The sequence below is a fragment of the Streptomyces mutabilis genome, assembly GCF_014649815.1.
GTDB classification, from domain to species: Bacteria; Actinomycetota; Actinomycetes; order Streptomycetales; family Streptomycetaceae; genus Streptomyces; species Streptomyces mutabilis.
Genome location: NZ_BMTT01000023.1, coordinates 24,055 through 45,453, shown reverse-complemented (window position 1 = coordinate 45,453; position 21,399 = coordinate 24,055). Strand labels below are relative to the sequence as shown.

The 21,399-nt window shown below is 71.9% G+C and carries 24 protein-coding genes and 2 pseudogenes; 20 read left to right on the top strand and 6 right to left on the bottom strand.

The window, feature by feature from the left end; translation table 11 throughout:
* Positions 1-29: 29 nt before the first annotated feature.
* The 7 genes and pseudogenes from IE142_RS30415 to IE142_RS37570 form a co-directional block, all read left to right on the top strand.
* Positions 30-284, top strand: a complete 255-nt coding sequence (locus IE142_RS30415; RefSeq protein ID WP_100048741.1) for a MoaD/ThiS family protein — start codon at positions 30-32, stop codon at positions 282-284.
* Positions 285-286: 2 nt separating this feature from the next.
* Positions 287-1,642: a hypothetical protein gene (locus IE142_RS30410; protein ID WP_191888717.1), complete on the top strand. Its 1,356-nt coding sequence runs from the start codon at positions 287-289 to the stop codon at positions 1,640-1,642.
* 196 nt (positions 1,643-1,838) lie between these two features.
* Positions 1,839-2,576 carry an LmeA family phospholipid-binding protein gene (locus IE142_RS30405; RefSeq protein ID WP_191888716.1) on the top strand — a complete coding sequence of 246 codons (738 nt, stop codon included), beginning with the start codon at positions 1,839-1,841 and terminating at the stop codon, positions 2,574-2,576.
* 481 nt (positions 2,577-3,057) lie between these two features.
* Positions 3,058-3,903, top strand: coding sequence for a sulfurtransferase (locus tag IE142_RS30400; protein WP_191888715.1), 846 nt, complete (start codon positions 3,058-3,060; stop codon positions 3,901-3,903).
* Between the two features lie 33 nt (positions 3,904-3,936).
* A complete protein-coding gene (locus IE142_RS30395) occupies positions 3,937-4,224 on the top strand; it encodes a DUF1416 domain-containing protein (RefSeq protein WP_100048746.1) in 288 nt (95 codons plus the stop codon).
* 100 nt (positions 4,225-4,324) lie between these two features.
* Positions 4,325-4,585: a DUF3099 domain-containing protein gene (locus IE142_RS30390; protein WP_191888714.1), complete on the top strand. Its 261-nt coding sequence runs from the start codon at positions 4,325-4,327 to the stop codon at positions 4,583-4,585.
* Positions 4,586-4,676: 91 nt separating this feature from the next.
* Positions 4,677-4,998: pseudogene (locus IE142_RS37570) on the top strand (SDR family oxidoreductase); the annotation flags it as partial.
* Positions 4,999-5,124: 126 nt separating this feature from the next.
* Here the strand turns inward: IE142_RS37570 and IE142_RS30380 are convergent.
* Positions 5,125-5,487: a DsrE family protein gene (locus IE142_RS30380; protein ID WP_191888713.1), complete on the bottom strand. Its 363-nt coding sequence runs from the start codon at positions 5,485-5,487 to the stop codon at positions 5,125-5,127.
* A 28-nt stretch (positions 5,488-5,515) separates the two neighbouring features.
* On the bottom strand, positions 5,516-5,770 hold the full coding sequence (locus tag IE142_RS30375) for a hypothetical protein (RefSeq protein WP_229831005.1): 255 nt from the start codon (positions 5,768-5,770) through the stop codon (positions 5,516-5,518).
* A 176-nt stretch (positions 5,771-5,946) separates the two neighbouring features.
* Between IE142_RS30375 and IE142_RS37065 the strand changes: the two are divergent.
* The 4 genes and pseudogenes from IE142_RS37065 to ygfZ form a co-directional block, all read left to right on the top strand.
* Positions 5,947-6,060 (top strand): annotated as a pseudogene (locus tag IE142_RS37065) (DUF397 domain-containing protein); the annotation flags it as partial.
* A 272-nt stretch (positions 6,061-6,332) separates the two neighbouring features.
* The gene (locus IE142_RS30365) at positions 6,333-6,908 is read left to right on the top strand and encodes a heme-binding beta-barrel domain-containing protein (protein WP_100048751.1); all 576 of its coding nucleotides are present in this window, start codon (positions 6,333-6,335) and stop codon (positions 6,906-6,908) included.
* Positions 6,909-7,225: 317 nt separating this feature from the next.
* Entirely contained in the window at positions 7,226-7,663 is a 438-nt protein-coding gene (locus tag IE142_RS30360) for a Fur family transcriptional regulator (protein WP_191888711.1), read from the top strand.
* 9 nt (positions 7,664-7,672) lie between these two features.
* On the top strand, positions 7,673-8,638 hold the full coding sequence (gene ygfZ / locus IE142_RS30355) for a CAF17-like 4Fe-4S cluster assembly/insertion protein YgfZ (RefSeq protein ID WP_191888710.1): 966 nt from the start codon (positions 7,673-7,675) through the stop codon (positions 8,636-8,638).
* Between the two features lie 9 nt (positions 8,639-8,647).
* Here ygfZ and dtd read toward each other — a convergent pair whose 3' ends face one another.
* Positions 8,648-9,073: a D-aminoacyl-tRNA deacylase gene (gene dtd / locus IE142_RS30350; protein WP_191888709.1), complete on the bottom strand. Its 426-nt coding sequence runs from the start codon at positions 9,071-9,073 to the stop codon at positions 8,648-8,650.
* A 179-nt stretch (positions 9,074-9,252) separates the two neighbouring features.
* On the opposite strand from dtd, the gene IE142_RS30345 reads away from it, so the two are divergent.
* The 3 genes from IE142_RS30345 to IE142_RS30335 all read left to right on the top strand — a co-directional run bounded on the left by IE142_RS30345 (position 9,253) and on the right by IE142_RS30335 (position 12,281).
* Complete coding sequence (locus IE142_RS30345; protein WP_191888708.1) at positions 9,253-9,879, top strand: RsiG family protein; 627 nt, start codon at positions 9,253-9,255, stop codon at positions 9,877-9,879.
* Between the two features lie 93 nt (positions 9,880-9,972).
* A complete protein-coding gene (locus tag IE142_RS30340) occupies positions 9,973-10,965 on the top strand; it encodes an asparaginase (RefSeq protein ID WP_191888707.1) in 993 nt (330 codons plus the stop codon).
* A gap of 59 nt (positions 10,966-11,024) precedes the next feature.
* A complete protein-coding gene (locus IE142_RS30335) occupies positions 11,025-12,281 on the top strand; it encodes a GNAT family N-acetyltransferase (protein WP_191888706.1) in 1,257 nt (418 codons plus the stop codon).
* 179 nt (positions 12,282-12,460) lie between these two features.
* On the opposite strand, the gene IE142_RS30330 is transcribed toward IE142_RS30335, so the two are convergent.
* Positions 12,461-12,646, bottom strand: coding sequence for a hypothetical protein (locus IE142_RS30330; protein WP_003974784.1), 186 nt, complete (start codon positions 12,644-12,646; stop codon positions 12,461-12,463).
* Positions 12,647-12,800: 154 nt separating this feature from the next.
* Here IE142_RS30330 and IE142_RS30325 point away from each other — a divergent pair, with 154 nt between their 5' ends.
* Positions 12,801-13,712: a FadR/GntR family transcriptional regulator gene (locus tag IE142_RS30325; protein WP_191888705.1), complete on the top strand. Its 912-nt coding sequence runs from the start codon at positions 12,801-12,803 to the stop codon at positions 13,710-13,712.
* A gap of 12 nt (positions 13,713-13,724) precedes the next feature.
* Here the strand turns inward: IE142_RS30325 and IE142_RS30320 are convergent, their stop codons facing one another.
* Positions 13,725-13,913, bottom strand: coding sequence for a hypothetical protein (locus tag IE142_RS30320; RefSeq protein ID WP_191888704.1), 189 nt, complete (start codon positions 13,911-13,913; stop codon positions 13,725-13,727).
* 148 nt (positions 13,914-14,061) lie between these two features.
* On the opposite strand from IE142_RS30320, the gene IE142_RS30315 reads away from it, so the two are divergent.
* Positions 14,062-14,937 (top strand): winged helix-turn-helix domain-containing protein, encoded by an 876-nt coding sequence (locus IE142_RS30315; RefSeq protein ID WP_078949312.1) that lies wholly within the window; start codon positions 14,062-14,064, stop codon positions 14,935-14,937.
* Positions 14,937-15,692, top strand: a complete 756-nt coding sequence (locus IE142_RS30310) for an HAD family hydrolase (RefSeq protein ID WP_229831003.1) — start codon at positions 14,937-14,939, stop codon at positions 15,690-15,692. Before IE142_RS30315 ends, IE142_RS30310 begins: the two co-directional genes overlap by 1 nt.
* On the opposite strand, the gene IE142_RS30305 is transcribed toward IE142_RS30310, so the two are convergent.
* A complete protein-coding gene (locus IE142_RS30305) occupies positions 15,683-15,883 on the bottom strand; it encodes a hypothetical protein (RefSeq protein WP_191888702.1) in 201 nt (66 codons plus the stop codon). The two genes, IE142_RS30310 and IE142_RS30305, sit on opposite strands and share 10 nt — an antisense overlap.
* A gap of 258 nt (positions 15,884-16,141) precedes the next feature.
* Between IE142_RS30305 and IE142_RS30300 the strand changes: the two genes are divergently transcribed.
* The 3 genes from IE142_RS30300 to IE142_RS30290 all read left to right on the top strand — a co-directional run bounded on the left by IE142_RS30300 (position 16,142) and on the right by IE142_RS30290 (position 21,387).
* A complete protein-coding gene (locus IE142_RS30300; protein ID WP_229831012.1) occupies positions 16,142-18,241 on the top strand; it encodes a phosphotransferase in 2,100 nt (699 codons plus the stop codon).
* Between the two features lie 400 nt (positions 18,242-18,641).
* Positions 18,642-19,247 carry a TetR/AcrR family transcriptional regulator gene (locus IE142_RS30295; RefSeq protein ID WP_191888744.1) on the top strand — a complete coding sequence of 202 codons (606 nt, stop codon included), beginning with the start codon at positions 18,642-18,644 and terminating at the stop codon, positions 19,245-19,247.
* A 67-nt stretch (positions 19,248-19,314) separates the two neighbouring features.
* A complete protein-coding gene (locus IE142_RS30290; RefSeq protein WP_191888701.1) occupies positions 19,315-21,387 on the top strand; it encodes a HelD family protein in 2,073 nt (690 codons plus the stop codon).
* The last annotated feature ends 12 nt before the right edge of the window (positions 21,388-21,399 follow it).

Sequence of the window (21,399 nt, the reverse complement as noted above, 5' to 3'; positions counted from 1 at the left end):
CCGACCGGCACCGGCGACGAAGGATCCAGATGGCAAAGGTCACGGTGCGCTACTGGGCCGCCGCGAAGGCCGCGGCGGGGGTGGCCGAGGAGGCGTACGACGCGGCCACGCTCGCAGAGGCGCTCGGCGCGGTGCGCGAGCGGCACCCCGGCGAACTCACGCGCGTGCTGCTGCGCTGCTCGTTCCTCGTCGACGGCGACCCCGTGGGCACGCGCGAGCACGAGACGGTACGACTGGCCGACGGCGGCACGGTCGAGGTGCTCCCGCCGTTCGCGGGAGGGTGAGCATGACCGACCAGCCGGACCGTCCGTACGGACAGAACCAGCCGTACGAGGGATACGACGCCCAGGCGTGGCCGTCCGGGCAGCAGGCGTACCAGGGCCACCACGGTTACGACGACCCGAACGCCGCGCAGTACACGCAGCAGTGGCAGGGGCAGACCTGGGAGACCCAGGTGCAGCCGCCGGTCTCGGCGGAGGAGACGGCGTACCTGCCGCCCCAGCAGCCGCAGGCCCCGCAGGCGTACCAGGAGCCGGCGAGTGCGCAGTACGGGTCGCACGGCGGCTACGCGCCCCAGCAGCAGCCTCAGCATCGTCAGCAGCCCTATCAGCCACAGGGGTACGCCCAGCAGCCGCAGCCGCAGCCGCAGCCGCAGCCGCAGCCGGAGGGGTACGCCCCGCAGCCCCAGGGGTACGCACAGCAGCTGCAGCCGGAGGGGTACGCCCAGCAGCCGCAGCCGCAGCCGCAGCCGCAGCCGCAGCCGGAGGGGTACGCCCCGCAGCCCCAGGTGTACGCACAGCAGCCACAGCCCCACCAGCATCCGACCGCCCCCGACCCGACCCCCACCGACGAGCCCCACTACGGCCCCGCGACCCTCGCCGGGAACACGCGGATAACGGACGCCCAGCGTGCCCGTGCCGAGGGGCGCTCGCCGATCATCGACCCCGGCATGCAGCCGGCCGGACTCACCGCGCTGCTCGGTCTGTTGCTGGCCGGTGCCGCGGCGCTCGGCACGTACGCCCTGCTCGTCCCGCTCGTCGTCCTCCAGGCGGTCACCGCGGCGGGCTGGTTCCGGCTGAACGGCATGTGGCCCGCCCGCCAGGGCATCGCACTGGGCTTCGCCGCCGCGCTCGCCGCCGACGCGGCGATGCTGGTGTCGGACCGCTCACCGGCGGCGATCCTCGGCACGCTCGGGGTGTGGGTGCTGCTCTCCCTGGTGCTGCAACTGCGCTCGCACGCCGACCCCGACGAGCGGATGTACGGCCTGATGGCGACCGTCGCCGCGGCGGCCCTGGCCGTCGTCGCGGGCGGGTACCTGGCCGCCGACGCGGACGCCGTGACGGTCGGCGCGATCGCGGTGGCCGTCGCCGTCGTGGCGCGGGCCCTGCCGCTGCCGACCGCGGCGTCACTGGTCGTGGCGCTGCTCGCGGCGGCCGGGGCGGGGATCGCGGCCGGCGCGATGACGGGCTTCGGGACGTCGGGGGCGCTGCTCGGCGCGGGCGCCGCGGTGTGCGCGCTGATCGGCCACCGGGTCGCGGCCTACGACTACCCCTCCCGCTTCGTCCACTTCACTGCGGGCGTGGCCCTGCCACTGGCGGCCGCGGCGCCGGCCGTCTACCTGCTGGGCCGGGCGCTCGGCTGACCAGGCCGCCGGGGGCGGGTGCCGATCCCACCGCTCCCGGCGCCCGCCCCCTGCCGGCCTGTCCCGCCCGCCCCGCCTGTCACAGGTGATCGACAAAATGCCGGCGCCCCCTGTCCGCCGCGTTACCCTCGCGCTGGACGGCCGCCGGTCGTCGGGGTACCGCCGTCGTTGACCACCCGGGGTGGGAGAACACCGCATGCGTGCACTGCGAATACTGTTGATCGTCGTCGTGATCCTGGGCGGTCTCTTCGTGATCGCGGACCGTGTGGCGGTCAACTTCGCCGAGGGCGAGGCGGCGGACCAGCTGCGCAGCAGCGAGAACCTGGCCTCGACGCCCGACGTCTCCATCAACGGCTTCCCCTTCCTCACCCAGGTCGTCGGCGGCGAGCTGGACGACGTCGAGGTCGGCATCGACGGCTACGAGGCGTCCACCGGCGACGGCGCCGAGAAGATCCGCATCGACCACCTGCGCGCGAACATGAAGGGCGTCGGCTTCTCGAGCGACTTCGGCTCCGCCACCGCGGCCACCGCCACCGGTACCGCGACCATCGCCTACGACGAGCTGATGAAGGCCGCCAAGTCCGAGCCCACGGAGGTCGCGCCGGGCGTCACCGCGAAGGTCATCGGCCTCTCCGACGGCGGCAACGGCAAGATCAAGGTTTCCCTCCAGGCCACGGCGTTCGGTGTCGAACTGCCCCAGCCGGTCGACGTGCTCAGCTCGGTCACGGTCAAGGACAACGACGTCGAGGTCGTCGCGGACGGGCTGCCGGAGATCGGCGGCAGGCAGCTCGCCGAGTCCCGCATCCGGGCCATCACCGACTTCCAGCAGACCATCGACGAGTTGCCCGGTGGCATCGAGCTGGACAAGGTCGAGGCCGCGAAGGACGGCGTCGAGATCACGGTGAAGGGTTCGAACGTCGAGCTCGCCGGGTAGGACGGCGGCGGCCGGCCGCTCGCGGAGGCGTGCGCCCGACGGCGACCGTGTGACGGCCGAGTGGCGACCGCGTGGCCGCCGAGCGGCGGTTGTGGAGTCCGATGGGTGAGACGGTGCCGTCCGCAGCGCAGATGAGAGGTCCACGCATCCGGGGCGTCGGGCCGCTCGGCGATGCGCGCGAGGAGCTCCCGTCCCGCATCCCGGACAATCCCGTCTCATAATCCGACATGCCGGTGACACGCACCGCTGTCCGTCCCTACGATCGGGCCTTATGAAGCGACAGGCGGATCTCACGAAGCGGCGGGCAGTCGACCTGTGCCGCGTCGCCGCCATGCTCTGTCGCGCCGTCTGAGCGGACGGCGGCGCCGCCGTCCGTATCCCCTCGCCCGCCCTGCCCACAGGGCACCCGCGCGCCGCCCCGGCCGAGCGCGCACACCCTTCTCACCGCACGCCCCGCCGCAACTGCCCCGGAGGAGAAAACATGAGCCGCAGCGACGTCCTGGTCGACGCCGACTGGCTGCAGGACCACCTGGACGACCCGACCATCGCGATCGTCGAGGTGGACGAGGACACGTCCGCGTACGACAAGAACCACATCAAGAACGCGATCCGGATCGACTGGACCCAGGACCTCCAGGACCCGATCCGCCGCGACTTCGTCGACCAGGAGGGCTTCGAGAAGCTCCTGTCGAAGAAGGGCATCTCCAACGACCACACCGTGGTCCTCTACGGCGGCAACAACAACTGGTTCGCGTCCTACGCCTACTGGTACTTCAAGCTGTACGGCCACGACAGCGTCAAGCTCCTCGACGGCGGCCGCAAGAAGTGGGAGCTGGACGCCCGCGAGCTGGTCGACGGCACCGAGGTGCCCGAGCGTCCGGCGACCGACTACAAGGCCAAGCCGCAGGACACGTCCATCCGCGCCTTCCGCGACGACGTCGTCAAGGCGATCGGCGCGCAGAACCTGGTCGACGTCCGCTCGCCCGACGAGTTCTCCGGCAAGCTGCTCGCCCCGGCCCACCTCCCGCAGGAGCAGTCGCAGCGCCCGGGCCACGTCCCGTCCGCCCGCAACATCCCGTGGTCGAAGAACGCCAACGACGACGGCACGTTCAAGTCCGACGACGAGCTCAAGGCGCTCTACGAGGACGAGCAGGTCGACCTGGCGAAGGACACCATCGCCTACTGCCGCATCGGTGAGCGCTCGGCCCTGACCTGGTTCGTCCTGCACGAGCTGCTGGGCGTGGAGAACGTCAAGAACTACGACGGCTCCTGGACCGAGTACGGCTCCCTCGTCGGCGTGCCGATCGAGCTCGGCGCCAACAAGTAAGCCCGCCCCCTCTCAACCCCTCAGGAGTACGACATGTGCGGAGCGAAGGCCGGCGGCCCCGACGCCTCGACGATCAAGCCCGGTGAGACCACCATCCAGGGTCAGGTGACCCGCGACGGCGAGCCGGTGACGGGCTACGTCCGTCTGCTGGACGCCACCGGCGAGTTCACGGCGGAGGTCCCGACCTCCGCGACGGGCCAGTTCCGCTTCTACGCGGCCGAGGGCACCTGGACCGTCCGCGCGCTCGTTCCCGGCGGCAGCGCCGACCGCACGGTCGTCGCCCAGCAGGGCGGCCTCGCGGAGGTCGCGATCGCCGTCTGACGGCAGCTTCGGCGGTGAGGGGCCGCACCCCACGGGTTGGACTCCCGGGGTGCGGCCCCTCGGCATGTCCGGGGCGCGTGCGCGGACCTACGCTGGAACCATGTACGCGCGGCGGCGGCACCGCTACTTCGTGATGATGGGCATCTGCATCGCGCTGTTCGTCCTGTCCTGGGGTGTCGTCCGGCTCTGGTCGGTCCCCGCGGCCGTCGCCATGTGCGTGGTCGCCATGGTCATCCCGCCGCTGGCGGCCGTCGTCGCCAATCGCCGCGGACCCGACGACCGCTGGTGGGACGACCCCTCCGGCGACCCGCAGTCCGACGAGTGGTGGGAGGAGCTGGACGGCAAGAAGGGGCGGCACTAGACAGCCACCCGTGGGGCGCGCCCCAGGGGCGGACGCCCCTCGTCCCTCCTGCGCGACATCCTCAGCCCCGGTCCAGCCCCCCCGACGACCCACCGCGGGCTACGGCGCCTCCGAGCGGGGCGTGCGCGGGCTGACGAAGGCCGGCGCCGTGGAACTGGGCGCCGCCCGCATCCCCGGGTGGACCCTGTGCACCCGGGAATGACGTACCCCCGATGACGGCGGCATTCGGCATCGAGCAGGGCGAGGGCGAGTACCCCGACACGCCCATGGGCCGGGTGGGCGAGGTCCACGAGATAGCCGGCGCGGTCGTCTTCCTGCTCTCGGACGCCGCGTTCTGCGCGGGCGCGGAACGCGCGGTGGACGGCGGCTGGACCACCGGCCCGACCGTGTTGGCGTACGTCATGGGGCAGTGAGCGGCTGTCTGCGTGTCTCGTCACCGACGACAGCGTGAGCACTTCGTCCTCTGCTGTCCTCGGGGCGCTCGATTGAGCGGCCCGAGGACACTTTCCGCTGGGGTGCTCACGCTTTCTCGGTGAGGGTCAGTAGACGAGCGCCTGAGTGCCGTCGGCCAGGGCCTCCTGCACGAAGACCTGGGCGCCCGCGATCCGCACGCCCTCGATGACGTCCTTCTCGGTCAGGTCGCGCCGGGCGGCGCACTGGGTGCACAGCGTCACCCGGCCGCCCGCCAGCAGCGAGTCGAGCAGGTCGGGCAGCGGCGCGGCGTGCGGCAGCTCGAACTCGGCCGCGCGTCCCGGCACGGCGAACCAGGCGGACTCCCCGGTCAGCCACAGCGACACGTCGACCCCGCTGGCCACGGCCACCGCCGCCACCGTGAACGCCTGAGAACACCGCTCGGGCGCGTCCGCCCCCGCCGTCACCTTGATCACGAGCTTCTTCGCCATGCCGGAAGCGTAGCCCGCGCGGGCGGCGTCAGTACGCGACGGCGAGTGTCACCAGCAGCGTCGCGACGCAGAGGACGGTGAACAGGCCGCTGACCGTGGCCCCGTCCGGCCGGACGCACCGCCGGGGCCGGGTCGGGCGCCTCGGCACCGCGGGCCTCGGCGGGTGGTCCGGATGGAGCGGCGGCACCGCGAAGTCGGGGGAGAGGGGAGCAGCGGTCCCGTCGCGGCGCGAGCCGCTGCGCCCGCCGGCACTCCTGCCCGCGCTGACGAACACCGACGCCAAGTTCCTGCACGGTGCGGGGCGGATCGTCGCCTGGGTGGAGACCGGCTACTCGGGCGAACTGGTCCAGGAAGCGACGGCGGTCGACCAGCTTCAGCTCCGATGCGATCGGTGCGCGATAGGTCCCTGTCTCCGGGCGAGTCGCGGGAGTTCATCGAGCGGATGCTGGAGGAAGCGCCATGCGAGCCATCGATCTGAGCGCGATCACCTGGCACAAGAGCAGCTACAGCAACCAGGACGGCGGCAACTGCGTCGAGGTCGCCCCCGACATCCCCTCCCTCGTCCCCGTCCGCGACAGCAAGGACCCCTCCCGCGGCGCGCTCCTGTTCACCGCGCCCGGGTGGGCCGCCCTTCGTGGGCGGAGTCCGGCGGGAAGCGGCCGGAAGGGCCGCGTAAGCTGGGGGCGGCCCTGTCGTATGCCCCCCGCTCAAGGAGCACCCCGTGGAGATCTTCTTCGAAGCCCTGCTGGTCCTGGTCTGCGTCGGCGTCCTCGCCTTCGCCGGTCTGACCGTGAAGAAGCTGTACCAGGGCCAGCGCTGATCACCGACGCCAGGAAGTACCCCTCATGATCGAGATCCCGTCCGACCTCCACAAGGACCTCGTGCCCCTCGCCTTCCTGCTCGGCAACTGGTCCGGGGCGGGCGTGCACGACTTCCCCGGCGCCGAGAAGTGCAACTTCGGCCAGGAGGTCTCCTTCACCCACGACGGCCGTGACTTCCTGGAGTACCAGTCCCACACCTGGGTCCTGGACCAGGAGGGCAACAAGGTCCGCCCGCTCGAGTCCGAGCACGGCTTCTGGCGCATCGACCCGAACCGCAAGGTCGAGGTCACGATGGTCCGCGACGACGGCGTCATCGAGATCTGGTACGGCGAGATGGCCGACCAGAAGCCCCAGATCGACCTGGTGACGGACGCGGTGGCCCGCACGGCCGCCTCGCAGCCCTACACCGGCGGCAAGCGCCTCTACGGCTACGTCAAGAGCGACCTGATGTGGGTCGGCGAGAAGCAGACCCCCGAGGTCGAGCTGCGCCCCTACATGTCGGCGCACCTGAAGAAGGTCGTCACCCCGGAGGACGTGGAGCGCTGGGCCAAGGCCCTGCCGGACGACATGCCGGACGACGGGATCGCCTTCTTCAAGTAGTCACCCGTTCGTCTGTTCAACCGCTGAGCCCGCGCCTCGCCGTGGATCTTCCGGATCTCGCGGCCGGCGCTGGATCGCCACGAACACTCCTTAGGCGTGGACGAACGTACGCAGGGGCGCGAGGGACCGCGTCTGCTGCGCGCCGGTCGTCGCCTCAGTGCGGGCACGCGGATGAGGGGCTCGGAGAGGGAGTCAGGGTGGCGAGCGTGAAATCGCACGGGTGACAGGTGAGTACCGACGCACACTCGCTGAGGCGTTGTCGGCGGGAACGTTCACCGTCATGCCGTGAGAATGCCGCCGGGCCTAGACTCAAGGGTGTGGTGAGCACCGACTGGAAGAGCGACCTCAGGCAGCGCGGCTACCGGCTGACCCCGCAGCGGCAGCTGGTGCTCGAAGCCGTGGACACCCTGGAACACGCGACCCCCGACGACATCCTCGGTGAAGTGCGGAAGACGGCGTCGGGGGTCAACATCTCCACCGTGTACCGGACGCTGGAGCTCCTGGAGGAGCTCGGGCTGGTCAGCCACGCCCACCTGGGGCACGGTGCGCCCACCTACCACCTGGCCGACCGGCACCACCACATCCACCTGGTGTGCCGGGACTGCACCAACGTGATCGAGGCCGACCTGTCGGTGGCCGCCGACTTCACCGCCGAGCTGCGGCAGCAGTTCGGCTTCGACACCGACATGAAGCATTTCGCGATCTTCGGCCGGTGCGAGGACTGCTCCCTGAAGGGTTCAACTACCGAGTCGTAGGCTAGGTGTATGAAGAGCCCACTGCTGTCCCTGCCCGGCGCCGTCCCCGCCGAGGGCGTGGACGAAGGCGTCGCCGCTCACTACGGCGACCTGTTCCGCGAGCAGCGTGCCCTCGCCGACGGCACCGGTTTCGTCGACCTCTCCCACCGCGGTGTCGTCACCGTCACCGGCGAGGACCGGCTGAGCTGGCTGCACCTGCTGCTCACCCAGCACGTCAGCGAACTGCCCACCGGACAGGCAACCGAGGCGCTGATCCTCTCCGCCAACGGCCACATCGAGCACGCCCTGTACCTCGTCGACGACGGCACCACCGTCTGGGCCCATGTGGAGCCCGGCACCCAGGAGGCGCTGATCGCCTACCTGGAGTCGATGAAGTTCTTCTACCGGGTCGAGGTCGCCGACCGCACCGCCGACACCGCGGTCGTGCACCTGCCCGCCGGTTCGATCGCCGAGGCCCCCGAGGGCGCGGTCGTCCGCGAGACGCCCCACGGCCGTGACCTCTTCCTGCCGAGGGAAGGGCTGGAGGCCTTCGCGGCGCAGGCCGGCCCGCCGGCCGGGATCCTTGCCCACGAGGCGCTGCGGGTCGAGCAGCACCGGCCGCGGCTCGGCTTCGAGACCGACCACCGCACCATCCCGCACGAGCTGGGCTGGATCGGTACCGCCGTGCACCTGCAGAAGGGCTGCTACCGGGGGCAGGAGACCGTCGCCCGGGTGCAGAACCTGGGCAAGCCGCCGCGCCGGCTGGTCTTCCTGCACCTGGACGGCAGCGAGGTCCACCTGCCGCCGAGCGGCGCGGAGGTCCGCCTCGCGGACGACGGCCCCGACGGCCGGAAGATCGGCTTCGTCACCACGTCCGCGCGCCACCACGAGCTGGGCCCGGTCGCCCTCGCCCTGGTGAAGCGGAACGTGCCGGTGGACGCCCGGCTGGTTGCCGAGGACACGGCGGCGGCCCAGGAGACGGTCGTCGAGCCGTAGGACGCCGGCTCAGACCTCGACGAGGACCGTGAACGGGCCGTCATTCGTCAGCGACACCCGCATCTGTGCCCCGAAGCGGCCCGTCGCCACCGTCGCGCCCAGCGCGCGCAGCCGAGTGACGACCTCGTCGACGAGAGGTTCGGCCACGTCACCGGGCGCGGCGGCGTTCCAAGTGGGGCGGCGGCCCTTGCGAGCGTCGCCGTAAAGGGTGAACTGGCTGATCACCAGGAGCGGTGCGTCGATGTCGCTGCACGACCTCTCGTCCCGCAGCACGCGCAGCGACCAGAGCTTGCGGGCGAGCCGCTCCGCCTTCTCCTTCGTGTCTTCGTGGGTGACGCCGACCAGGACGCACAGGCCCTCGCCGTCGATCGCCCCCACGGTCTCGCCGTCCACGACGACGCTTGCGCCGTCCACCCGCTGTATTACCGCACGCATCCCGTCATGATGCCGTGCGCCCCCCAGGGCCGGGCACGCGGACCCGCACGGAGTTTCTTTTCGCTCCCTAACCCCCCATCTGGGGCCGATCGGGGCCGATCGTGGGCACTCGGTCACATAGCGGCCACTTGTGGTGGCACGATGCTCCCAGACGCCGGTCGAGGGGACGGTAGAGGCACATGAGCACAACGAGTACGGGGCAGTCGCTCGGCGCTGTCGCGTTGACATATCCGGGCGGCCTTGAGGCACCCCGGCCGCCCGTGCAGCGCACGGACAGTCCGGAGTTGCCGGCCGATCCGCCGGGGCAGGAGCTGACCGCGCTGAGCCTGCCCGAACTGCGCACGCTGCGCCGGGACGCCCAGCGAGAGGAGACGGACCTCAGTTACGTACGACGGCTGCTGCAGGGGCGGATCGACATCCTGCGCGCGGAGTTGGCGCGGCGCAGCCCGGCGTCGTCGTCCGTGGTGACCACCGCGGCGACGGGGTCGGTGGTGGAACGGCTGTCGGAGATCCTGGCGGACGCACCGGCCCGCCAGCGTTCGTCAGCCCGCCATGTGACGCTGGCCACCCCGCGCAGCGAGGAGTGCCGGCGGCTGGCCGCGGAGATGCTCGGCGAGGTGGAGCTGTCCGACCTGACGGCCCGCACCGACACCGAGCTGGCCACCGGAATGGGCCGGCTCGTCCGTTACGAGCAGCAGATCTCCCGGCGCAGGCAGCGGCTCCAGCGGACCGCGGACGACTGCAGCGCCGAGATCGCACGCCGGTACCGTGAAGGGGAAGCACAAGTCGACGACCTGCTCGTGTGACGCGAGGGGCGGCTCTCCCGGGCCGCCCTCCAGAGGCCCGGTGACCCCGGACCGTCGCCGCGGTGGGTCACCCGTCCGGAAGGCCACCGTCCGATGTCCGCGCCCCAGCCGCCCCAGTCCGCCCCCACGTCCGCCCTTTCACCCGTCGTGCCGCCCGTCCTCGCCGAGGTCGTCCGGTCGGGCTTCGTCGAAGGGCGGCACCGGGGCGACCTGGTCGTCCTGGCCGCGGACGGAGCCGTGGAGCTGGCGCTGGGGGAGGTGACGGCGCCGGTCTTCCCGCGTTCCGCCAACAAGCCGATGCAGGCGGCCGGCGTCCTGCGGGCCGGCCTGGACCTCGCGGGGGAGCGGCTGGCCCTGGCTGCCGCGAGCCATTCCGGAGAACCGTTTCACCGCGACCTGGTCCGCAAGATGCTGGACGAGCACGGCCTGGACCCGGCCCAGCTCCAGTGCCCCGCCGACCTGCCGCTGGACCCCGAGGAGCGGGACACGTACCTGGCCTCCGGAGCGGCCGCCGACCCCGTCACCATGAACTGCTCCGGCAAGCACACCGCGATGCTGGCGGTCTGCGCACAGCGGGGCTGGCCGCTGGAGACTTACCTCGACCCGGAGCACCCGCTCCAGCGGATCATCCACAGGGTTGTGGAGGACGCGGCGGGCGAGCCGGTCTCCGCCGTCGGCACGGACGGGTGCGGGGCGCCGCTGATGGCGATCAGCCTGGCCGGGCTGGCCCGCGCCTTCCGGACCTTCGCGGGCGCCGAGCCCGGCACGCCGGAGCGCCGGGTCGCCGACGCCATGCGCGCGCACCCCGAGTACGTCGCCGGCACTCGGCGCCCCGACACCTGGCTGATGCGCGAGGTGCCCGGCACCCTCTCCAAGATGGGCGCGGAGGCCGTCCAGGCGGTGGCCCTGCCGGACGGCCGCGCCCTGGCCTTCAAGGTCGAGGACGGCGCGACCCGCGCCCTCGGCCCGGTGCTGGCCCGTGCCCTGACGCTGCTGGGCGTGGAGGGCCCCGTGGTCGACCGCATCGGCCGAGCGCCCCTGCTGGGCGGCGGGCGCGAGGTGGGGGAGATCCGGGCGGCGTTCTGACCGGCCGGTCCCACGGAATTGCCGCGACGCCGCCACCCGCGTCGACCTACCGTGAGCGCATGACCCGCCGCACCGACATCGACGTACGTACCGTCACCGAGGCCGAGTTCCCCGACTGGAACCGGGCCCTGAACACCGGATTCCTCCAGCCGCCCGCGGTCGCTGCGGAGCAGCTGGAGGCCCGGCGCCGCCAGTTCGTGCCCGGCAGGCTCCTCGGAGCCTTCGACGGCGACCGGTGCGTGGCGACCTTCCGGTCCTTCGACCAGGAGATCACCGCCGTCGGCGGCACCCTCCTCCAGGCCGACGCGATCTCCAACGTCACCGTCACCGCGACCCACCGCCGCCGCGGTCTGCTCACCCGGATGATGGCGCGGGACCTGGCCGCCGCGAAGGACCGCGGGGACGTCGTCGCCACCCTGATCGCCGCCGAGTACCCGATCTACGGCCGGTACGGCTTCGGGCCCGCGACCACGATGACCGAGTGGACCGTCGACGTGCCCCGGGCCCGTCTCGACCCGCGCTGGGCCGCCCCGGAGGACGGCGGCCGGATCGACCTCGTGGACGGAGAGGACGTCCGCAAGCTCGGCCCCGAACTGCACGAGCGGCTGCGCCGGGCCCAGCCGGGTGCGGTGAGCCGCACCGACCTGTGGTGGCAGGTTCGGACCGGCGCCGTCAACCTGTCCGCCCTCCCGTGGACCGAGCCCTGCTACGCCCTGTACCGCTCGGCGGACGGCCAGGTGGAGGGCCTGGCCTCGTACCGGGCTGACGACCACTGGGGCGACGCAAAGCAGCCGCTGAACACGGCGACGGTCGACTGGCTGCTGGCCGTCACGCCGGGTGCCGAGCGCGCCCTTTGGCGCTACCTGTGCTCGATCGACTGGGTCCAGACCGTGAAGAGCGGCTGGCGCGCTCCCGACGACCTGCTCCCGCACCTCCTGCCGGACCCGCGCGCGGCCAGGATCACCACGCAGGCGGATTGGCTGTGGGTGCGGATCCTGGACGTCGTACGGGCGCTGGAGTCGCGCGCGTACGAGGGGCGGGGGACGCTGGTGCTGGAGGTCGTGGACCGGGGAGGACCGGCCGGCGGGCGGTGGCGGCTGGAGGCCGGGCCGGACGGGGCGTCCTGCGCGCCGACCACCGAGAGCGCCCACCTCGTGCTCGACGTGGGCGAGTTGGCGACGCTGTGGCTCGGTGACGAGTCGGCCGTGCGGCTGGCCGCGCTCGGGCGGGTCCGGGAAGAACGAGCGGGCGCCGCCCGTGTGGCCGACGCCCTGCTGCGTACGTCCAGGCGGCCTTGGTGCCCGGACATGTTCTGAGTGCTCCCTCCTGCCGGAGACGGTGGGTGTGCGCATCCGTAGCGCGTGCTCTTCGGTTGTGGTTGTTGAGCCGCTGTTCGGTTGTGGTCGTGGGTGGTGCCGGTCGTGCGTGGTGCTGACTGACCGTCCCGGCCCCCGGCTCCCCTCCGGAACGGGGGCCCGGACAGCAGTACGTCGGCTCAGCCGGACTGTGCGAGCAGCATCACGAGGATCACCGCGCCCACACCGCCGATCATGGTGTTCTTCGCCTTGATGCCGATGGACAGCGCGACGAACGCGATGATGCCCATCGGCCCGTACTTCCATTGCACGAGCTGCTCGAACCCGATGGCCAGAGCGGCGACGACGATGGCGATGAGCGGCATGGTGGACCCCCTGTTCACCGTGGTGGCCAACCCTCGTGAGGTCTGACCACGTTGCTCAAGTTGGCTGCCAACTCCACTCTACTTATCTCCGCTTGGGTGCTTCTCATAACCACCTCCCGGTGAACTGCCCAAAGATGGCGAGAAGTTGTAGTGTTTGGTCGTGGAGTCGGAACACGCCCTCGTCGACGGGCCGAAGAGACCGCAGCGGCCTCAGCGGACCCATCGCGAGGTGGCCGACGAGCTGCGCGCCCGGATCAGGTCCGGTCGGCTGCAGCCGGGCCAGCGCATGCCCACGCAAGCCCAGTTGGCCGACGATTTCGGCGTCGAGCGCGGCACCGTCCGGCAGGCGCTGCGCATCCTGCAGTCCGAACGGCTGCTCACGAATGTGTCCAAGGGGAGCCCGGCGACCGTCGCACCGGACCCCGGCACGGTTCTGACCGGGCCCGTCGCCCCGCCCGCGCCCACCACGGCGGCCCTCGCCCCCCGGATCACGGAGGCCTTCGCGTCCCCGCACGTGAAGATCGACGCCCTGTGCCTGACCTCGGTCTCCCTCACGCTCGCCCTCGGCGAACCCCTGCGCCAGATCCACGCGGGGCGACGCAAACCGGCCAAGATCGACGTACGCGTGCTGCTGCCCGGCCGGAACATCGACCTGGCGTTCCCGGTGGCGGTGGGCGGCAGCGGGGGCGGCGACGCGGTGCACGACCGGTGGCTTGCCATGCGCAACGCCCAGGGCCAGGTGCTCCGGCACAACCTGCTGGGCCTGCGGGCCACGCACGGCATCGACGTGCGCGTCTCCTTCCGTGCGCTGCCCTTCACGCCGCCGGTGAAGTTGTACCTGCTCAACGGCACGGAGGCCCTCTTCGCGTACTACACCCTCCGCCGGCGCGAGCAGGAGATCGATCACAAGCCGATGGAGATGTACGACGCGGAGGGCATCCGCTCGACGCTGTTCGCCTTCGGGCAGGCCGGGGGCGTGCGCGACGGGGCGTTCGTGAAGCAGTCGCGGCTGTGGTTCGACGCGCTGTGGGAGACCATCAGCTCGGATCTCGTACTCACCACGTGATCCCCCGCCCGATCACAGAGCGGGGCCCGCGACCAGGAGGGCCAGCACCACCGCTCCGACCGAGCTGACGGACGGACTCTTGGCCTTGATGCCCACGGTGAGCAGGATCAGGCCGACGATGCCGGTGGCGCCGTACTTCCACTGGACGACCTGCTCGAAGGTGATGACGAGGATCGAGAAGACGAAAGCGAGGACGGGCACTGTCTTTCCCCCTTCGGAGGTTCGGGAAGATGAACTTCCGCCAACTGACACAAGTTGGCAACCAACTCCGCTTAAGTTGTCCCCACTTGGCGACTACCTATAAACAGGTTCCAAACAACTCCCTATAGTTAGGTCGAAGTTGTAGCGTTTGGTCGTGACTCAGGAGAACGCGTCCGTGAACGGCAGCAGAAGGCTCTCGTCCCAGGAGATCGCCGACATCCTGCGGGAGCGGATCCGCGCGGGTGACCTGAAGGCGGGCGACCGCCTGCCCACCCAGGCCGAGCTGGCCGACGAGTTCGGGGTGGAGCGCGGCACCGTCCGCCAGGCGCTGCGCGCCCTCCAGGAGGACGGCCTGCTCACCAACGTCAGCAAGGGCAGCCCGCCACGCATCGCCGAGCCCGCCACGCCCCCGGGCGAGCCGCAGCCGACCATGGTGGCGCTCGGGCCCCGGCTGTCGGAGGCCTTCTCGGCACCGCACGTACGGGTCGACGTCGTCTGCCACACCTCGGAAACGCTGATGCTCGCCCTAAGCGAGCCGCTCCGCCTCATCCACGAGGGCCGCATCCGCCCCGAATCCATCGACTTCCGCGTCCTGATGCCGTCGCGTGACATCGAACTGGCCTTCCCCGTCCTGGTGGACGAGGAGGAGGACGACCCGGTCCACCAGCGCTGGCTCCAGATGCGCAACGCCCAGGCCCGCGTCCTCCAGCACAACCTGCACGCCGTGCGTTCCACCCACCGCATCGACGTGCACATCGCCTTCCGCGCCATCCCCTTCACCTCGCCGATGAAGCTGTACCTGCTCAACGGCGAGGAGGCACTGCTCGGTTACTACATGCTGACCCGGCGCGAGGAGGAGTACGAGAGCCGGACACTGGAGATGTACGACGCCCTGGGCTCCCAGTCGCTGCTCTTCTCCTTCCTGAAGCGGGCGGGTCACCGGGACGCGGTGTTCGTGGAGGAATCACAGAAGTGGTTCGACGCCCTCTGGGAAACCATCACCTCGGACATGACACTCTCCTAGTGACTTCCGACACGGATGAGACGGAACCGGTGACCGAGCAGACCGCCGGCCTCAGGGACCTGATCACGAACGCCCGGCACGTCCTGTGGGACTTCGACGGCCCCATCTGCAGGCTTTTCGCCGGCTACTCGGCCGACCGGGTCGCCGGCGAACTGGTGGACTGGCTCGAACGGCTGGGCCTCAAGGAACTGCTGACCGAGGAGGAGCGTGTCCACCCCGATCCGCACGTCCTGCTGGCTGCCGTCGACCGCAGGCGCCACCACAGCGACCTGGCCGTCGAGTTCGAGGAGCGGCTGACCCGCGAGGAGCTGCGCGCGGTGCCGTCCGCACGGCCGACCGCGTACTCGGACCCGCTGATCCGCACCTGGGCGGCGCTGGGTGCGGGACTGGCCGTCACCACCAACAACTCACCCCGCGTGGTGGGCGAGTACCTCGCGACGCGCGGCCTGCTCGGCTGCTTCTCACCTCACATCTACGGCCGTACCCGGAACCTCGGCCTGCTCAAGCCCGACCCGTACTGCCTCGACCGCGCCCTCAGCGCGATGGGCGCCGCGCCCGGACTGGCCCTGATGGTCGGCGACACCCCCTCCGACCTGACGGCCGCCCGGCGGGCCGGCGTGCCGTTCCTGGGCTACGCGCGCAACGAGGGTAAGGCGAAGCTCCTGAGGCAGGCGGGCGCGGAAACGGTGGTGCACTCGCTGGAACCGGTGCTGAGGCTGGTGTGGGAGAGCGGTGGGGGGCGGGCTCAGTCCTGAGTCAACAGCAGGACGAAGAGCACGGCCGCGGGCGCCGCGAGCGGCAGGCCGCCGGTGCGTACTCCCAGCGCGACCAGGCCCCGGAGGGCGGCGCAGGCGGCCCCTCCGACTCGTGCCGGGGGCTGCTCGCCGAGCCCGGGTGACGGCGGGGCGCTGCCGGACGGCGGGCCCGGTTCGCCCGGTCGGGTCACCCGGGTAGCTCCTGTGCCTTTCGCATACTGGAGTACATCCAACGGGCAATCGGCCGTGGCTGTACTGTGTGCGCACTTTCCTCGTCACCGCACGAAGATCTGGCGCGTCGCAAGTCCCTCCTGGAGCACTCCGTGAGTCGTCCGTCCCCGCTCGGCGAACCGGCTCTGGAGCGGGCGGCGGACGAGGCGTTCGACCGGTTCCTGGCGCACGCGACGGCGCTGGGCCGGTTCGGCCGGGGGCACCACAACCTGAACTACATGGTGCGCCCCCTCACCGCGGAGGACTCGCGGTTGGTGGCCGCCGAGAACGGCGCGCCGGTCACCGTCCGCAAGCGCATCCCGTCCGCTCTGCCGGTGGTCATCCGGACGTGGCAGGACGAGGCCGATCTGCTGAACCGGATCCGGGGCGTGCTGCACAACGTCCCGCGCTGCCTGGCCAAGCACGGTGACGTCGTGGTCCTCAGCTACGTCGAGGGCGTGCCCCTGTCGACCGTCTGCCCCGACGACACGCCCGTCGACCACGACCTGATCGTCGCGCTGGCGGGGCTGCTCGCCGACATGACGCAGGTGCGCAGGCATCACCTGCCCCCGCTGTCCGCCTCCTGGCCCCGCTCCAGCCGGGACAGCGGCGCGTTCCTCAGAGCACTGGCGTTCGCGGCCGACGACCAGATCAGACAGCGCAACCGGGCCGAGTACGGCGGCCTGTTCGCCATGCTGGGCATCCCGGAGGACGCCTTGGTCCGGTTCGCGCAACGGGTGCCCACGCTCATCAGCCGCCCGTTCAGCCTGCTCCACACGGACCTTCACCGGGACAACCTGATCGTCCCGTACGGCGGGAACCCCCCACTGATCTGTGTCGACTGGGAACTGGCCGGCTACGGTGACCCGCTCCACGACCTCGCCACGCACCTGGTGCGCATGCGCTACCCCGACCATCAGTGGCCGCAGGTCGTCGAGGCCTGGCGCAAGGTGATGGGGGAGCGGCACGGCAAGGCCGTCAACGGCCTGGACCGGGACCTGAAGCACTACGTGGCCTTCGAGCGGGCCCAGTCCGTCTACCCGGACGTCATGCGGGCCGCCAAGTCGCTCGGTGACTCCTTCGAACAGCGGGACCTGGACGCCGCGACCAGGGCGGTGCGGAAGGCGCTGATCGCGGCGGAAGAACCATTGCGGTTGAAGAACGTGCCGGACGAGTCGGCCATCGAGCGGATCCTCTTCCGGTGGAACGAGTCGCACGGGGTCCGGCCCAGCCGGGGGCGGACCCTCTCCGGGATCGTGTGGCAGCGTGACCGGCGGTTCCGTATCCGTGGCGACTTCCCCGCGTGGGCGGTCAGCCGCGCCTTGTTCGAGGAGGGGGCCGCCTCGGCGGACCGGCTCTTCCAGGGGACGGCTCATCTGAACACGGCCGTGGAGGTCCCCGGCATCGACTTCCCCGTCATGGTCCGCCGGAAGGTGGGCCACGCCGACGCCCGGGAACGCCGGTTCCTCAGTGAGCACGCGGTGCTCACGGCGATCGAGCGCTCCGGCGTACACGTCCGGGCGCCGCGTGCGCTCGCCCTGGGCACCAGCGGGCTGCGCGAACAGTTCACCATCCACTCCTACGAGGGGCCGGTGGACGGGTTCCGCCCACCGGAGCATCCCGCACACGGACTGCGCCCGTACGAGGCCGACGATCTCGTTAACCAGTTGTGCGAGCTGACCCTGGTCGGATGCGGGGGCCTGGATCCGCTGAACGGGGCCGACTTCTACCCCTGGCTGCGGGGCGAGCTGGTCCGGTTGGTGAGCGAACTGCCCAAGGTCACGATGGAACTCGCCCGTGAACTCGGGCTTCCGGACAGCGTCCGGCTGGCCGAGATCTTCACTCGGCACTCCCTGACCCCGCGCCGCCCCGTCCTGCTGCACGGCGACCTGAACCCGTGGAACCTGGTGCGCCGGCCGGACGGGGGCCTGACGCTGATCGACTGGGAGATGGCCATGGTGGGCGACCCCCTGTACGACCTCGTCCGCCACATGCACCTCACACCGACACGGCCGGAGATCCGCGACCGCATGTTCCGCCGGTGGGAACGCTCGCTCCCGCCCGACTGCACCAAGGACTGGCAGCGGGACTGGCGTGTGTACCGGTGGATCGAGACCGTCCGTTCCGCCTATGTCGACCTCGACCGCCTGGTGACCGGCGCCGGCCTCGACGCGCCCAACGTCAAGCGTGCCGTCCAGACCTACGCGATGACCCTGGCCGAGGCCACGGCGGCCCTGGGTCTGCCGGACAAGTCCATGGCCAATCCGTATCTTGCCCGCGCGCTGCCCCAGGGGAACCAAGGTGGGCCACGGAGGGCTCGGCTGGTGGCGGACGTCTGAGCGGCCACCGGCGGCAACAGTTCGGGGGGACTGCGCATGCCGGGTGGACCGGGCGGACCGGGCACCGACGGAATGGCGTCACGCCTCCAGCGGCCGCAGGCGCGCTACGAACCGGCGGTGACCCGCACCCTGCTGCTGGACCTGTTCGTCACCGGCGTGAGCGCCCACGGTCCTGCGCGGGTCGGACCCGGAGTACGACGACCCCATGGACTACCGCACGCCCCTCACGGTCCGGGCGCAGGAAGGCGGTGACGACGCGAAGGCGGTCATCGCCGCCTGGAACAAGCACTTCGACAGCCTCTGGGACCCGGCGTCGCCGCCCCCCCGGCGTCGCCGCCCCCTGGCGTACGCTGCCCGTCACCTGACTCGCCGCCCGGCGCCCCGGCGTAGGGTCGGTCGCATGGTGGAGACCGGTCTGCGGGAGCGCAAGAGGCAGCGAACGATCCAGGTGCTGTCGGACACCGCCGTCCGGCTGTTCGTGGAGAAGGGCTTCGACGCGGTGTCCGTCGCGGAGGTCGCCGCCGCGGCCGAGGTGTCCAAGCCGACGCTCTTCCGGTACTTCCCGGCCAAGGAGGACCTGGTCCTGCACCGCATCGCCGACCACGAGGGCGAGGCGGCCCGGGTGGCGGGGGAGGGACCCACGCCGCTGGCGGCGTTGCGGCGGCACTTTCTGGCGGGGCTGGAGCGGTGCGACCCGGTGACCGGGCTCAACGACGATCCCGACGTACTGGCCTTCCACACGCTGCTCTACGGGACGCCCGCGCTCGTGGCCCGGCTGCACACACACCTGGAGCGGTCGGAGGCCGCGCTCGCCGAGGCCCTCGGCGGTGATCTGGACGCCAGGCTGGCGGCCGGACAGATCACCGCCGTGCAGCGGGTGCTCGCGCTGGAGAACTGGCGGCGTATCGCGGCCGGGGAGCGGGTGGCGGATGTACGGGAGGACGCGGTGGCGGGGGCCGAGCGGGCGTTCGGGGTGCTGACGGCGGGGTTGCCGTGGCTCGCGTGACGGGCGGCTTCGTCGAGAAGCGGTAATAAATTTAACTCAGTAAAGAAAAGTGGGTACGCTCGATGGAATGAGCTCACCCGACCCCGCCCTCCGGCACGCCCTCGCCCGCGAACGCGCCCACCACGACCACTGCCGCACCGCCCTGTCCGCGATGGTCGACGGCGCCCGGGAACACGTCGTCACCGGCGAGGACGTATCCGCCTCCGGTGCCGACGCCGAAGTGCTCGGGTACCGGCTGCGCAGCAGGGCCAGGGAACTGCGTGAACTGCCCGACGGGCCGCTGTTCTTCGGACGCCTGGACTTCGCCGGGCCGGAGACGGGGAGTGCCACCGCAGGGAGCGATCACGCGGGGCAGACGTATCACGTCGGCCGGCTGCGGATCACCGAGGACCCCGCCGCACCGCCCCTCGTCGTCGACTGGCGAGCTCCCGTCTCCCGCGCCTTCTACCAGGCCACCGCCGCGGACCCGCGCGGCGTCGCCGTCCGCCGGCGCTTCGGCTGGGCGCCCGGCAGCCGCGGGGACTCCGCTGACCTCACGGGACTGGAGGACGAGCACCTCGGCCGGGGCGAGTCCCGCGCGAGCGACATCGTCGCCCGGGAGATCGAACGGCCCCGCGTCGGGCCCATGCGGGACATCGCCGCCACCATCCAGCCCGAGCAGGACGACCTCGTCCGCGCCGACCTCACCGCCACGGTGTGCGTGCAGGGCGCCCCGGGGACGGGGAAGACCGCCGTCGGCCTCCACCGGGCCGCCTACCTGCTCTACACCCACCCGCAGCGCATCGCCCGCGGCGGCCTGCTGATCCTCGGCCCCAACCCCACCTTCCTCGCTTACATCGCCGAGGTGCTGCCCGCCCTGGGCGAGACCGGCGTACGGCAGTCCACCCTCTCCCGGGAGATCGCCCGGCACCCGGTCACCGCCGCCGACGACGCGCGGGCCGCGGCCGTGAAGCACGACGCCCGGACGGCGGAGGTGCTGCGCCGCGCCCTGTACGCGCGCGTGACCCCCGACGCCGCCGACTCCCTCTCCGTACCGGACGGCTCGTACCGCTGGCGGGTCCCCGCCGACGAACTGGCCCGGATCGTGGCGGACGTACGGGAGGAGGAACCGCCGTACGCCGTGGGCCGGGAGCGGGTGCGGGCCCGGATCGTGCGGTACGTCCAGGAGCGGGCCGAGCGGCGGAGCGGGCCGCGGACGGCCGCCTGGACACGCCGGATCGAACGCGCCCGGCCCGTCACCGCGTACCTCGACGCGGCCTGGCCCCGGGTGCGCCCCGAGGAGGTCGTCGCCGGACTCCTCGGCGACCCGGACGCGCTGGCACGGGCCGCCGACGGGCTGCTGGACGGCGACGAGCAGCGGGCGGTGCTGTGGCCGGCGACCGGTGCACGGCGGTCGTGGCGGTCGGCCCGCTGGTCCGCCGCCGACCTGGTCCTCCTCGACGAGGTCGCCGGGCTGCTCGAACACCCCGAGGGCTACGGGCACATCGTCGTCGACGAGGCCCAGGACCTCTCCCCGATGGAGTGCCGGGCCATCGCCCGCCGGGCCGCCTTCGGCTCGCTCACCGTCCTCGGCGACCTGGCCCAGGGCACCACGCCGTGGGCCGCGCGGTCGTGGCGGACGAGCCTAGCCCACCTGGGCCGCCCGGACGCGCCCGTCGTGCCGCTGACCACCGGCTTCCGGGTGCCGCAGGCGGTCGTCGGCCTCGCCAACCGGCTGCTGGCGCGGCTCGGCGTGGACGTACCGGAGGCCCGCTCGCTGCGTGCGGACGGAGAACTGAGGATCCGTCCCGCCGCCCCCGGCGGTGTCGTGGACGCGGTCGTCGACACCGTGCGGGCCGCCCTCGCGCGGGACGGCTCCGTCGGTGTCGTCGCCGCCGACGCGGACGTACCCGGGCTGCGGGCCGCCCTCGACGCGGCCGGAATCCCCGCCGGGGGCCCCGAGGAACTGGGCGCCCGCGTGACCGTGGCGCCGGCGAGCGTCGTCAAGGGGCTCGAGTACGACCACGTCGTCGCCGTCGAACCCGCGGCGATCGCGGAGGCCGAGGGTGCCGGCGGGCGGGGGCTGCACCGGCTGTACGTGGTGTTCACCCGCGCGGTGTCCCGGCTGGACGTGGTGCACGGGCGGCCTCTGCCGTTCTGACGCCCGCCGCCA

Coding starts and splice junctions, on each gene's coding strand:
- IE142_RS30365 (WP_100048751.1), top strand. CDS start 6,333: ATGATCGAGATCCCGTCCGACCTCCACAAGGACCTCGTGCCCCTCGCC.
- IE142_RS30340 (WP_191888707.1), top strand. CDS start 9,973: ATGTCCGCGCCCCAGCCGCCCCAGTCCGCCCCCACGTCCGCCCTTTCA.
- IE142_RS30400 (WP_191888715.1), top strand. CDS start 3,058: ATGAGCCGCAGCGACGTCCTGGTCGACGCCGACTGGCTGCAGGACCAC.
- IE142_RS30300 (WP_229831012.1), top strand. CDS start 16,142: ATGGTGCGCCCCCTCACCGCGGAGGACTCGCGGTTGGTGGCCGCCGAG.
- IE142_RS30290 (WP_191888701.1), top strand. CDS start 19,315: ATGAGCTCACCCGACCCCGCCCTCCGGCACGCCCTCGCCCGCGAACGC.
- IE142_RS30380 (WP_191888713.1), bottom strand. CDS start 5,487: ATGGCGAAGAAGCTCGTGATCAAGGTGACGGCGGGGGCGGACGCGCCC.
- IE142_RS30345 (WP_191888708.1), top strand. CDS start 9,253: ATGAGCACAACGAGTACGGGGCAGTCGCTCGGCGCTGTCGCGTTGACA.
- IE142_RS30415 (WP_100048741.1), top strand. CDS start 30: ATGGCAAAGGTCACGGTGCGCTACTGGGCCGCCGCGAAGGCCGCGGCG.
- IE142_RS30330 (WP_003974784.1), bottom strand. CDS start 12,646: ATGCCGCTCATCGCCATCGTCGTCGCCGCTCTGGCCATCGGGTTCGAG.
- IE142_RS30405 (WP_191888716.1), top strand. CDS start 1,839: ATGCGTGCACTGCGAATACTGTTGATCGTCGTCGTGATCCTGGGCGGT.
- dtd (WP_191888709.1), bottom strand. CDS start 9,073: ATGCGTGCGGTAATACAGCGGGTGGACGGCGCAAGCGTCGTCGTGGAC.
- IE142_RS30395 (WP_100048746.1), top strand. CDS start 3,937: ATGTGCGGAGCGAAGGCCGGCGGCCCCGACGCCTCGACGATCAAGCCC.
- IE142_RS30295 (WP_191888744.1), top strand. CDS start 18,642: ATGGTGGAGACCGGTCTGCGGGAGCGCAAGAGGCAGCGAACGATCCAG.
- IE142_RS30335 (WP_191888706.1), top strand. CDS start 11,025: ATGACCCGCCGCACCGACATCGACGTACGTACCGTCACCGAGGCCGAG.
- IE142_RS30390 (WP_191888714.1), top strand. CDS start 4,325: ATGTACGCGCGGCGGCGGCACCGCTACTTCGTGATGATGGGCATCTGC.
- IE142_RS30410 (WP_191888717.1), top strand. CDS start 287: ATGACCGACCAGCCGGACCGTCCGTACGGACAGAACCAGCCGTACGAG.
- ygfZ (WP_191888710.1), top strand. CDS start 7,673: ATGAAGAGCCCACTGCTGTCCCTGCCCGGCGCCGTCCCCGCCGAGGGC.